This window comes from Salinibacterium sp. NG253 (genome assembly GCF_015864945.1).
Taxonomy (GTDB): Bacteria; Actinomycetota; Actinomycetes; order Actinomycetales; family Microbacteriaceae; genus Rhodoglobus.
Genome location: NZ_JADYWF010000001.1, coordinates 185,187 through 197,581 on the forward strand (window position 1 = coordinate 185,187; position 12,395 = coordinate 197,581).

At 59.0% G+C, this 12,395-nt stretch carries 13 protein-coding genes; 4 read left to right on the forward strand and 9 right to left on the reverse strand.

The genetic code is table 11. The features are described 5' to 3' along the window. Nucleotides 1–87: 87 nt before the first annotated feature. From I6E52_RS00945 to I6E52_RS00960, 4 genes are all read left to right on the forward strand, one after another. Complete coding sequence (locus tag I6E52_RS00945; protein ID WP_231601723.1) at nt 88–612, forward strand: NfeD family protein; 525 nt, start codon at nt 88–90, stop codon at nt 610–612. Continuing rightward, nucleotides 609–1,523, forward strand: coding sequence for an SPFH domain-containing protein (locus I6E52_RS00950; RefSeq protein ID WP_197105581.1), 915 nt, complete (start codon nt 609–611; stop codon nt 1,521–1,523). Before I6E52_RS00945 ends, I6E52_RS00950 begins: the two co-directional genes overlap by 4 nt. Continuing rightward, entirely contained in the window at nt 1,498–2,280 is a 783-nt protein-coding gene (locus I6E52_RS00955; RefSeq protein ID WP_197154282.1) for a glycerophosphodiester phosphodiesterase family protein, read from the forward strand. Before I6E52_RS00950 ends, I6E52_RS00955 begins: the two co-directional genes overlap by 26 nt. A 144-nt stretch (nt 2,281–2,424) precedes the next feature. After that, complete coding sequence (locus tag I6E52_RS00960) at nt 2,425–2,790, forward strand: RNA polymerase-binding protein RbpA (RefSeq protein WP_197105583.1); 366 nt, start codon at nt 2,425–2,427, stop codon at nt 2,788–2,790. Here the strand turns inward: I6E52_RS00960 and I6E52_RS00965 are convergent, their stop codons facing one another. The 9 genes from I6E52_RS00965 to I6E52_RS01005 form a co-directional block, all read right to left on the reverse strand. Next, nucleotides 2,791–3,516, reverse strand: coding sequence for a polyprenol monophosphomannose synthase (locus I6E52_RS00965; protein ID WP_197154283.1), 726 nt, complete (start codon nt 3,514–3,516; stop codon nt 2,791–2,793). Further along, entirely contained in the window at nt 3,509–5,074 is a 1,566-nt protein-coding gene (gene lnt / locus I6E52_RS00970) for an apolipoprotein N-acyltransferase (RefSeq protein ID WP_197154284.1), read from the reverse strand. The genes I6E52_RS00965 and lnt overlap by 8 nt, the downstream gene beginning before the upstream one ends. A 13-nt stretch (nt 5,075–5,087) precedes the next feature. Then, the gene (locus I6E52_RS00975) at nt 5,088–7,520 is read right to left on the reverse strand and encodes an RNA helicase (RefSeq protein ID WP_197154285.1); all 2,433 of its coding nucleotides are present in this window, start codon (nt 7,518–7,520) and stop codon (nt 5,088–5,090) included. A 25-nt stretch (nt 7,521–7,545) separates the two neighbouring features. Continuing rightward, nucleotides 7,546–8,304, reverse strand: coding sequence for a twin-arginine translocase subunit TatC (gene tatC, locus I6E52_RS00980; protein WP_197124803.1), 759 nt, complete (start codon nt 8,302–8,304; stop codon nt 7,546–7,548). A gap of 50 nt (nt 8,305–8,354) precedes the next feature. Next, nucleotides 8,355–8,570, reverse strand: coding sequence for a Sec-independent protein translocase subunit TatA (gene tatA / locus I6E52_RS00985; RefSeq protein WP_197124801.1), 216 nt, complete (start codon nt 8,568–8,570; stop codon nt 8,355–8,357). Nucleotides 8,571–9,020: 450 nt separating this feature from the next. After that, entirely contained in the window at nt 9,021–9,368 is a 348-nt protein-coding gene (locus I6E52_RS00990; RefSeq protein ID WP_197154286.1) for a hypothetical protein, read from the reverse strand. Then, nucleotides 9,368–10,360: a YafY family protein gene (locus tag I6E52_RS00995; RefSeq protein WP_197154288.1), complete on the reverse strand. Its 993-nt coding sequence runs from the start codon at nt 10,358–10,360 to the stop codon at nt 9,368–9,370. Before I6E52_RS00995 ends, I6E52_RS00990 begins: the two co-directional genes overlap by 1 nt. Continuing rightward, nucleotides 10,353–11,336 (reverse strand): YafY family protein, encoded by a 984-nt coding sequence (locus I6E52_RS01000; protein ID WP_197154290.1) that lies wholly within the window; start codon nt 11,334–11,336, stop codon nt 10,353–10,355. Before I6E52_RS01000 ends, I6E52_RS00995 begins: the two co-directional genes overlap by 8 nt. A 47-nt stretch (nt 11,337–11,383) precedes the next feature. Further along, nucleotides 11,384–12,373: an FKBP-type peptidyl-prolyl cis-trans isomerase gene (locus I6E52_RS01005; RefSeq protein WP_231601832.1), complete on the reverse strand. Its 990-nt coding sequence runs from the start codon at nt 12,371–12,373 to the stop codon at nt 11,384–11,386. Between the last annotated feature and the right edge of the window lie 22 nt (nt 12,374–12,395).

The window sequence follows — 12,395 nt, forward strand, 5'->3', positions numbered from 1 at the left end:
GTCAATGCCGTGCTGTGCAGTGAGGTAAGTGCTAGCGTCGAGACTGAAGATTTGTCGAACTGCGCAACGATGAAGGGCGCCGGAACAATGCTTATTGATCTGACCCAGTACCTCTGGATTCTCTGGCTTGCCCTCGTCGTGTTGTTCATCGTGATCGAAGTCATGACTCTCGAATTCACGTTCCTCATGATCTCCGCAGGCACCCTCATCGGTGGGCTCGGCTCCAATCTTCTCGGCTGGCCGTGGTACATCCAGATTGCTCTCGCAGCAGCGATCTCTGGCCTTCTGATCTTCACTATCAGGCCGGTGTTGCTGATGAATCTTGAAAAGGGAGCCGACCCCGCAAAGAGCAACCTCGACGCTCTCCTTGAGCTCGGCGGTCGCGTTACCGGCCCCTTCGCTAATGGCATTGGCGAAGTGAAACTCGACAACGGCGAAACCTGGACTGCCCGCATTGGAGACAGCTCGCCACCGTCAGCGGTTCCCGTCGGCAAACGTGTTTCGGTCACCGATATCGAAGGTGCCATCGCCGTCGTAGTCCTTGAATCTGCCAAACCCGGCTCCACTCAACCTCGTGCGACCAAAAAATCGCCGAGAAAGGAAAAAAAGTGACTGATCCCGCTGGCTTCATAGGCCAGATATTTGTGATTATTCTGCTCGTCGTTCTGGCGATCTTCGTGATCGTCACGTTGTTCCGTGCAATCCGCATTGTTCCGCAGGCGCGTGCCGGAGTTGTCGAACGCCTCGGTAAGTACCGCAAGACTTTGCTGCCTGGCCTCAACATCCTTGTTCCTTTTATCGACCGGATGCTGCCCCTCATCGATCTGCGTGAACAGGTCGTCTCGTTCCCACCACAGCCTGTTATCACCGAAGACAACCTCGTCGTCTCCATTGACACCGTCGTCTTCTTCCAAGTAACGGATGCCCGTGCCGCCACCTACGAGATCGGCAACTATCTCGGGGCTGTCGAACAGTTGACGACCACGACGCTGCGAAACGTCGTCGGTGGCCTCAACCTTGAACAGGCACTCACGAGCCGCGACAACATCAACTCGCAACTGCGCGTTGTTCTCGACGAAGCGACAGGCAAGTGGGGCATTCGCGTGGGCCGCGTCGAGCTCAAGGCCATTGACCCGCCCCTCTCGATTCAAGACTCGATGGAAAAGCAGATGCGTGCCGAGCGTGACCGCCGTGCGCAGATACTGACCGCCGAGGGCACAAAGCAGGCCGCAATTCTCGAAGCGGAAGGTTCGCGCCAAGCAGCGATCCTTGAGGCTGAGGGTGAAGCTAAGGCTGCTGTTCTCCGTGCTGATGGTGAAGCTGCTGCGATCAAGACTGTCTTCGCTGCGATTCATGAGGGCGACCCAGACCCGAAGTTGCTGGCGTACGAGTACCTCCAGACGCTGCCTAAGATTGCAGAAGGTGATTCCAACAAGATGTGGATTATCCCGTCTGAACTGACGGAAGCGCTCAAGGGCATTGGTGAAGGATTCTTTAGTGGCAAAGGACCAGTCGCGCGTTAGCGCCAACTCGTCATTCCTCTCCCCCGCACGTCCCCGTGTGCTTGCGCACCGGGGGCTTGCGGTGGAAGCACCCGAGAACACGCTCCTCGCGTTCGCGAAAGCTGTCGCGGCGGGTGCGCAATACATCGAGACGGATGTTCACGTCAGTCTCGACGGTGTAGCGGTGGTCGCTCACGACCCGAGTCTCACTCGCGTCGCCGGCCGGAACATCATGGTCGATCAGCTCACGATGACAGAGTTGCGGCGAATTGATCTGGGCGAGGGCCAAGGCTTCTGCTCGTTGGGAGAGGCTCTTGATGCCTTTCCCGAGACTCGCTTCAATATCGACGTCAAAAACAAAGGTGCGGTGCTGCCGACCGCGCGCGCGATCCGCGACATTCACGCAATTGATCGGGTGCTCGTGACCTCATTCGATGAAGCCCGCCGTGCCGCCACAGTCGAACAATTGCCAGGAGTGGCGAGTTCGGCATCCGCTCGACGTTTCATTCTGGCGCTACTCAGCGCCAAGACCGGAATTTCGCCTGCCGTTCGCCGTGCCCTCAGCGGACTGGTTGCCATCCAAGTACCCGAGAAGGCACTAGGGTTGCGTGTGACCACTCAGCGGATGATCGACCGCGTGCACACTCTCGGACTCGAGATGCACGTCTGGACGATCAATGAACCGCAGCGAATGCGTCACCTGCTTGACCTCGGTATCGATGGAATCGTCACCGATCGAGCAGACCTCGCCCTCGAAGTTGTGAAATCGCGCGCCTGATCAAGGCAGCGCACACTCCACTTCTGGGCAGCGAAAATGTTGGCAAATGCTGACAAGTCGCTGTGAACAGTGCGCCCTTGGAAGCATACGTTCAGCAAGAGGGTTTATTACTTGTAGAAACCGCGAATTGAAGGAGGCCACACGATGGCAGATCGCAGCTTGCGCGGCATGAGACTTGGTACCCAGAGCTTACAGAGCGAAGAGGGTGTCGAGTTTTCCCCGCGGAAAAAGAGCGTATACAAGGCGGCCGACGGCACCACATTTGAAGTGATGTTTTCGTCTGACGCCGAAGTTCCCCAGCAGTGGCTCGACGCCAAGACGGGTCACGAAGGAACACTCCTCGATGACAACGGCGAGCTGGTAGAACTCGATGAGGTCGACGTGAAGGTTCCCCGTAGCCACTGGGACATGCTTCTCGAACGTCGCACCCGCCCCGAATTAGAAGAACTTCTCCAAGAGCGTCTCGACTTCTTGCGTGCCCGTCGCGGCCAGCAGAAGATCGGCGCCTAACTAACGACGTACTGTCTTCAGGGTCGCCGCTATTCCCCAGCCGGTGACCCTGAGCAGTGCCTCTGCAACAATTCCTGCATGCATTTTTGATCGGCCTGTTGAGCGCTCAACGAATGTGATCGGATGCTCCGCCACTCGGTAGCCCGCACGTTCCAAGTTCCACGCCATTTCTACTTGAAAGCAGTAGCCCTGCGACGAGACGCCGTCGAGGCCTAGCTCTCGCAGCGCGCTCGCGCGAAACACTCTGAACCCTGCCGTGATGTCCCGGATGTCGGAGTGCAGCACCGTGCGGGCGTAGGCGTTTCCCATTTGCGAGATGGTGTGCCGAAACCATGGCCAGTTCTTGACGGAACCGCCGGGTACCCAGCGGGAACCGATGACAAGATCGTTGCCTGCTTTGGCGAGAGCAATCATTGCCGGAAGATCAGACGGGTCATGGGAACCATCGGCGTCTATCTCCGCGATGTAGTCATAACCGCGCTCAAGGGCCAGCGCAAAGCCGGCGAGGTAGGCCTTGCCGAGTCCCTCTTTCTTGGCACGGTGCAGCACAGTGATGCCCGGATCGGCGGCGGCGAGTTCTTCAGCCCGCTCCCCCGTGCCATCGGGGCTGGAATCATCGACCACGAGCACGTGGGCTCGTGGCACTGCTTGCCGGAGCCGACCAACGATCGAGGAGATGTTCTCGATCTCGTTATAGGTCGGGACGACCACGACGACGTTAGGCATTTTTTCTCCGACCGGCAACTGCTGCGACGATGAGTGCGCCGAGTCCAATTCCTGACACGAGCCACTCAAGCTCGCGACCCCAGACAACCGCCGGAGTGATGCTGGTGGAGAGCGGCACGTCTTCAACCATGGTGGCCGCCGTGTACCACGGCACTTCAGCAATTGTGGTTCCATCGGGGGCGATGATGGCGCTCAACCCGACGGTCGAAATGTTCACGACACTACGGCCGAGTTCGAGTGCGCGGATGCGGGCCATCGCCAGCTGTTGGGCGCTCTCATCGGTGTGCCCAAAATCCGCGTTGTTGGAGGACGCGATGATGAGCTGAGCGCCCTCTTCGACGGACTCCGTAAGAATCTGGTCGTCGACGATGTCGAAACATATGTTGACGCCGAGAGTGACACCATTCACATCGAAGACCATATCGGTACTGCCGATCGAATAGTCGCGCCCAATGAGTCCGATGAGGTCGGGCGCAAACTGTTCCCAGATTTCGCGGTTGGGGACATATTCGCCAAAGGGAACGGGATGGCGCTTGTCGTAAATATCGACGACGCCCTCCCCCGGCATCCACAACAACTGACTGTTGTAGATGTTTCCGTCACGCTCGGTGATGTCGCCGGAAATCAGCGGTGCGTTGGCGTTATCGACGACGTAGTCGAAGGCTGCTGCCGCGTAACTATTGCTCAGCGGCGAGAGATCGGTGCCGCCCTCGGGCCACACCACGAGATCGAGGTCTTGGCCGTAGAGCGGCTCGGTGGCGGTGAGTTGCGCCTGAAGCAGATCACCGCGGTCGCGCTCGTCGAAATAGGCCGCTTTTCCGTTGCCTTGGACGGCCCCGACGCGGAGTGTGCCATCGAGGGTCGCGTGCCATGTGGGCACGTTCACGAGGATCGCGAAAACAGCGACCGGCACGAAAGCAGTGCGCAGCGCCCGTGAGACGTGTTGAGCACGTGCATCCAAGGGAAGTTCGCGGTAGTGACGCCAGGTGTATTCGGCAGCGGCAAGCGAAAGCGCGACAACAAGAACCATCACAAAACTGACGCCGGAGACGCCGAGCCACGGGAAGAGGGCTGCCAGTGGGCTCTCCGATTGAGAAAGAGCCACGCGGCCCCAGGAGAAGCCGCCATAGGGCCACACGCTCATCCACGCTTCGCGCGCCGTCCAGAGGCCCGAAACGACGACGGCGAGGCCCAGTGTTGCTCCCCATCCGGCTCCAAACGCGCGCGGCAACCAGCGATAGGCCAACGTGATTGCGAGCCCGCCGAGCGCGACGAACAGCGACTCTAGAAATGAGAGTGCCAGCATCGGCACAGGGCCCAAAAAGAGAGATGCCCAAGAAATGTGCGTCAGATAGAACGCGAAACCGCCGAGGAAGCCGACGAGAAACGCCCCACGGGAGCTCCGGCCGCGAAGGGCGATGAGCACGAGCGCTATGCCGACAAAGGTCATCGGCCAGACGCTCTTGTCTGGGAACCCTGCATCCAAAATAGGACCGGATGCCAGTGCAACCACAATTGCAGCCCAGAAGGGCAGCACAGCAACGGGTTTATCGGGCATCACGCGTTCGAGCCTAAGCGACAGAACTGTAGGCGACGATTCCGCGACGGATGCCGTCGAGCGCCTTGCGCGCGGTCGGACCGACATTGCCGTCAGCGACGACCGAGAGCTGGTCAAGAAGGTCGATAGTCTGCTTGGTGACGCGCACAAAGTCACCCGCAGCCATATCCGCTAGATCGAGCACGGAGTCAAGGTTGGCTCCATTCGCCCAGCGGTACATAGCGAGCGCGAGCCCAGCCGCGAGCGGTTGGCTGCCAGGGAGACGGTTGTCACGCTCAAGATCGTCGAGCTCTGCCCACAGCGTTGTCGTCTTGTCGAACGCTTCACGGAAGGCACCGCGCGGAAGGTAACGATCGCTGAGGTCACCTTCGTCGCGGCGGGGCTCATATACCAGCGTCGTGGCCATGGCGGCCAAGGAGGGGGCGTCGAGGTCGTTCCAGAACCCGTGTCGCAGTGATTCGGCGACGAGGAGATCGCGTTCTCCATAGATGCGTCGCAGCGTGCGGCCGTAGGAGTTGATCGTCATCTCGCCGTTGGCTCCCGGCTCGATATAGCCGAGCTTGGTCAACACATCAGTGACGCGGTCGAAGATCTTGGCTACCGCTCCCGTGCGGTTCTGAATCTGGCGAGTGAGCTGATCCGTTTCGCGCTTCAAGCGCCACCAGCGTTCGGCCCAGCGTGCATGAGATTCGCGCTCCGGACACGCATGACACTCGTGTTTGCGCATCTGGCGACGCAAGTCCGCGAGCTTGCGCTGACGACGTTCGCGCTCGGCGCGGTGGGCGGCATCGTTCTTGGGCTGCGACTTCTTTTCAAGATCATTGAGTTCGCGCCGGATGCGGGAGTACTCGCCAAAGTCGCCCAAGTGGCATTCCATTGACTTGGCGTAGCCGTCGAGCGAGTTCTTCTGCGAGCGAACCTTGCGAGCCAAATCAACGACAGCGCGGTCGGCTTGGAATTGCGCGAAGCTCGATTCCAGAATCTCGCGAGTGTGTTCGCGACCGAACAGCTCGATGAGGTTCACCGCCATGTTGTAGGTCGGCTTGAAGCTCGAGTTCAACGGGTAGGTGCGGCGTGACGCGAGGGATGCCACAGCCTGCGGGTCTAGCCCGTCCACCCACTGAATAACCGAGTGACCCTCGATGTCGATACCGCGGCGGCCGGCACGACCAGTGAGCTGGGTGTACTCCCCCGGGGTAATCGGAACGCGAGCCTCACCATTGAACTTTTCAAGCTTTTCGAGCACAACGGTGCGGGCCGGCATATTGATACCGAGCGCGAGCGTCTCTGTCGCAAAAACAGCCTTGACAAGCTTCTTCTGGAAAAGTTCTTCGACAACCTCTTTGAAGGCGGGAAGAAGGCCAGCGTGATGGGCAGCAACGCCACGCTCGAGACCGCTGAGCCAATCCCAATAGCCGAGAACAGCCAGATCTTCATCAAGAAGCGTGCGGCAGCGAGCCTCCACGATCTCTCGAATCTCGTCGCGCTCCTCGGACGTCGTCAGGCGAACGCCAGCGCGCAAAACTTGATTCACCGCCTGATCACAGCCCATGCGACTGAAAATGAAGAAAATGGCTGGCACAAGATTCTTTGACGACAGCATTGCGACGACATCCGCGCGATCCATGCGGGATCGTGCCGGGCGACCGCCACGAGAGTCGTAGCGACTGCTCTTTCTACGATTGCCGACACTCTGGCTTCGACCGCCGAAGCGCGCCATCTGCGCGAGCTCTGGATTCACACGGTTTGTTGCGGCCAAGCCGGACGAATCGAAGAGGTCGATGAGCTTCGTGCCCACGAGCACATGCTGCTCCAGGGGCACTGGGCGGTCTTCTGAGACGATTACTTCCGTATCGCCCCGAACGGCCTGTAGCCAGTCACCAAACTCCTCAGCGTTCGACACAGTCGCGCTCAGCGAGACCATGTGAACATCCTCAGGCAAATGGATGATCACTTCTTCCCACACAGCGCCGCGGAAGCGATCGCCGAGGAAATGCACTTCATCCATCACGACCGTGCTGAGATTTTTGAGCAAGTCAGACTTGGCATACAGCATGTTGCGCAGCACTTCGGTGGTCATGACCACAATGCGCGCGCTCGCATTGACGTTCGTATCACCGGTGAGCAGCCCTACGTTCTCGGGACCGTACTCGGCGACGAGCTCTTGAAATTTCTGATTGCTGAGCGCCTTCATGGGCGCGGTATAAAACACCTTCGGCCCATCGAGTTGCATGGCCCGGTAGATAGCGAACTCAGCGATGATCGTCTTGCCAGCACCGGTCGGTGCCGCGACGAGGACGCTCTTATCGTCTTCGACAACCTGGCAGGCGGAGATCTGGAAATCGTCGAGATCAAAACGCTGGCCGGCGCGAAAAGCTTCGAGCACCGGGTAGCCCCGACGCTTCTTTGCCGCGGCGTACCGTTCGGCGGGAGACAGTTCAGTCATTGACTACAGCCTAAACGGTGATTGCTTAGCCCTCTGCTCGCAACTCGGCGTCAACGGCGGCAGCTTTCTTGGCCGCACGTCGATCATGGAGCCACGCGATCAACGCGGCGATGAAGTAGAGAATGATCATCGGAATGGCAAGCAGGAACATTGAGATGACATCTGCTGCAGGAGTTGCGATGGCCGTGAAGATGCAGATCGTCAAAATGGCGACGCGCCAACCCTTAAGAATTGCACTCGCTGACAGCACCCCGACCAGATTAAGGAGCACTACGAAAACGGGAAGCACGAAAGCGATGCCTACCGAAAGCAGCAGCTTCACGATGAAGTCGTAGTAGTACTTCGCGTTCAGATTAGAGAGATCTTGATCGCCTGCGAAGCCCAACATGAGAGTGATGATGTTGGGCATGACGTACCAGCCGGCGGCACAACCTGCGAGAAACAGCGGAATCGCGGTCGCTAAGAAGCCAATTGCATATTGCTTTTCTTTGCGCACAAGGCCGGGAACCAAAAATGCCCAGACTTGGTACAGCCACACCGGGCTTGCAGCAACGATCGCCACCGTAAACGCGATCTGCATACGGATATCGAATGCTTGAGTGACCGCGTCGTAGTTCAGAGCAGCACCGCGGCCGGTTGAATCGGCGATGTTTGTGATCGGCGCGCGCAAGGCGTCAATAAAGAAATTCGCAAAGATGAATCCGGCAATAGCGGTCACGAGGATCGCGATCGCGGAAATGAATAACCGCTTCTTGAGCTCTATGAGGTGCGCGCCGAGTGACATCCGTTCTTCACTCTTGGAACGCCACCTCTCGGCGCGAACTGCCATAGGGGTTAGGGCTTAGGAGGAGTGTCGCTGTTCGAATCCGCCGAAGTGTCGGCTGGAGAGTCGGAACTGTTCTCGTCCTTCATCGTCTTGACCTCGCTGCGGAAGATACGCATTGACTGGCCGAGACTGCGCGCAAGCCCAGGAAGTTTCGGTGCACCGAAGAGCAAGAGGATGACGACCAAGAGAATAACGAGGTGCCAACCGCTGAGATTGCCGAGCATGGAGAACTTCCTTAAGAATCGAAGGCTGCGTGGGCTAATCATACCTAGATTCGCCTAGATACGCTGAACAAGGAACAGTTAGTGGGCTGAGAAATCGCGGGGGGCAAACTCAACCGGAAACCACCGCTGAGGCTGCTTTCCAAAGCCCACGAGCACATACTCTGAGCGACTGCGATGCTGAGGGTGGTAGAGCACAACCGCCGGTTTTGCGAGTAGTTGGGCATCGCCTGCGCTCACCAAGGACTTCACGGCAACGCGTTCGGTTCCCGCGTTGTCGGTGTAACGCACGGCAATGCGGGGAGCTCGCCGCCCGCGTCGATACTCGCTACTGATACCCGCTGTCTGCGCGCCGGCCGTAAGCAAATACGCCCGGATAGTTCGGCGTCTCAACCAAGTGGCGAACCAGAGCAGTGCGACCAGAATGAAGCCGACAGCGAAAACCCACCCCACCTACGACCACTCCTGAGGCCACTGCATTGCAGAAGCGTCGCGTGTGGTGATCGTCTTGCCCCGCGCGATTCGGCGTTCGTGCCGAGCGAGTTTCAGCTCAGCGCGATGGCGTTTCTGCGCTTCGTGGCGATCGCGAATCTCTGCCATCTCGGTGAGGATCGCGATCTGGGGCTTAGTGAGTTCTGCCGCTTCGACATCGAGCATCGACGTCTTGTCGACGACGTCCGAAAGATCCTTCATGAGCACCATTGACTTGCGGAACAGAACCCAGGCAATAACGCCAAGCATGACGATCAGGATGAGTACAAGACCCACCCAGATGAGCACCCAACCCCACCATGCAATCATCACAACGCCTGTCGCGGTTCTGCGTAGAGATCGGCGCCGGCTTGTGCCCAGCAGGCCACTGCGTGGCGTGCTTCGTCGGGAGCCACGACAGTCACGACTCCGGGAAGCCCGGCGATCAGTCGCTTGAGTCCGTGAAAATGAGGAACACGGACCACGGTGCGAACGCGATCATCCGCGGGAACAAGAATCGCGTCTTCGGGCACATAGTCGCCCAGCAGGCCGATGGCGCTCCGAGCCACCTCAACGGTGACCTCGATGTCTTCGGCGGAGGTGTCGAACAGTGTTTCTGGCAGGTTCACGTCACCAGCGGTGTGGGTGATGGCCTCTGTCGTCATGGCCGGGTGGGAAATGCGGTCCATGCGGAACGTGCGCACATCCTCGCGTGAATGGCACCAGCCGCGCACGTACCAGTCTGCATCCACCGACTCAACCCGGAGCGGGTCAATCCGGCGACGTTCAGACTCGCCTCGTGAGTTGCGATAGTCAAACTCGATTTGGGTTCCCGCCGCAACTGACTCGCGGATGAGGGCAAGCGTCTCATCGAGAGCGTTCGACTCCACCGCGACAGCCGTTGGCTGCGCAGACGCGCCCCGTGACAGCTTCGAGGTAAGAGTCGCGATAGCTGCACGGTCAGCATGCTCAGGCAGGCTCGAGAGGTATTGCAAACCCGCGATAAGGGCAGAAGCTTCGCGCGCAGAAAAACGCGGTGTGTCATCGATGGCGACGAGGTGAGTCAACACGATTTGATCGTTGTCTTCGAAGTCATCCCACGCAATATCGAAAAGATCGCCAGCCTGATAGGTGGCGGTATCGCCGGGGATTCCGGAAACGGCGATGAGCCGCACAGCATCGCGAATCTGCTGCTCGGGCACGCCAAAGTGAAGAGCCGTTTCGGCGACACTGACGCGGTCACGGTCCATGAGGTACGGCACGAGAGCGAGCAAAAAGACCAGCTTGTCTTGAGCGCGCAGCGGTGGGATTTTCTTAGCCATGGTCTGCCACCGTTCTTGTGAGTCGCTCGATCACTGCGGACCGCAGATGGGGCGGAGACACCGCCACGACCTCGGGGCCAAAACTCGCGAGTTCGTCAGCCATGATGTTGACGTCAGTGAAGTTGACCTCGAGCATGCAATCCGGATGCATTACTGCTCCGCGTCGCTTACCCAGACGCGTTGCAGCGTCGGTGCCGGGTTCCACCCGCAACATCGCGACGTTGGATTGCCAGACCTTCTCAAGCCCTGACAAGGCTTGAGCGGCAGCATCATCCGTGACGTAGTCAAAAGTTTTTTTACTGCGCTGGATGTCGCTCACAATGCGTCGCAACAGGAAAGTCTTGAACTGTTCCGTGTGCGGGTCTTTGGCGTACAGGTGCCAGCGGCCCTGATGTTGCACGAGCGCAAGCGGTGCCACCAGTCGAGTGGTGGAGGACTGCTCCCCCGGCTTCAAGTATTCGAAGCTGACCAGCACGCGACGATCCATTGCTTCGCGCAGCGGCTCAAATGATTCGTCGCGCACCCGCAACTGTGGCGCGTAGCTGAGAACAGGTTCCGCCGTTTCGATGCCCAAGGACCGGAGTTTGACCATGGCGCGACGCGAGCCCTCAGAGAGGGAACCCTCTCGCCACACCATTGCGGCGAGACCGAGCAGAGTTGACTCCTCCGCCGAAAACTTGATGTCTTCGGGAAGTTCGTAATCGACTCGAGGGATGCGGTAGCGAAGATTCTGATTATTACCCGCTTGCTCGGGAGGCTCGATGGTTTCGAGCGGAACCCCAAGCTCGCGAATGTCGTCCTTATCGCGCTCGAACTGGCGCTCAAGGTTCGCGTTATCCCCCGAGTGTACGAAGCGTTGGCGATAGCCCTGCACCGTCGACAGGATCTCACTCTTTGTGAGCCCATTTTCAGTGGAGAGCAACGCCAAAACGAGGCTAAAGAGCCGTTCTTCGTTGGGAACTTTCGGTGTTGGCACGAGTCAAATCCTATGTCTCTGACACCCGGCCGTGTCGTGGGTTGCGGTTACTGCTCTTGAATTCCGAGGATGTCGAACACGAAGACGAGGGTGGCACCGCTCGTGACGTCAGTCGGCAGTGCATCAGCGGCGAAGCCGACATCCGCGGGCAACACGATGAGCACCTGCGAGCCGACAGTCTGGCCGATGAGAGCTTCGGTGAGTCCGGGAGGGAGGCCCGAATCGGAGGTCTCGGTGCTCTCCATGAGGAAGGTTCCGGGAACGCCAGATTCTGCCCAGCTATTGGTGAATGTGCTCTCGGCGCCCCACTCAATTCCGCTCACGTGCATAACGGCTGCATCACCCTCTTCGAGAGTCTCGCCGGAGCCTACCTTGAGCGCAGTGAACATGAGCTCACTCGGTGCATCGCCGGACGGGAAGGTGAAACCAGGCTGGCCATTCGGGGCCAGCACCACGGACGGGAATCCGGCAGGAGCGAGCTTGTCCGCTCCATCAGCCTTGCCAAGGTAACGGTTTTCGACGTCGCTCACCATCACGATGGTGTCCTCTTCGGCCAGCGGAAGCTGATTCTGAGCAATGTTCTCTGTGCCCAGAATGTCGCCTGCCGTGCCGGTAGTGATGATGCGGGAACCGACGGTTGCACACTGTGCAATGTCGCCGAAGTGCGGTGCACCCTCGGTGACAGCCACGCGCAACCCCGCAGTGTCATGGCCCGTGGAGATGAGTTGTTCACCAGTCTCGCCGCTGTAAATCGTGATTTGGAGCGTCGTGATGTCGCCAGCACCCACCTGATCGCCGTCGCCCTCAATAGCGAGCTCATTCTCGACATCCGTTGAAATAAGCGGAGTGGGGAACTCGGCCTCGGGGTCGGTGCTGAGAGCGCCAGAAGCACTCACGAGTGCGGAATTGGAGCCAGAAGAATAAACCGGAATGCAGTCCGCCAAGCTCAACGGACCATTGGCACAACCGGCCAACGAGACAACAACTCCGGCACTGAGGGCCACCACTGCAAGCTTGCGCACAAACACTCTTTTCATCGTCACAGACATCGCCAACACT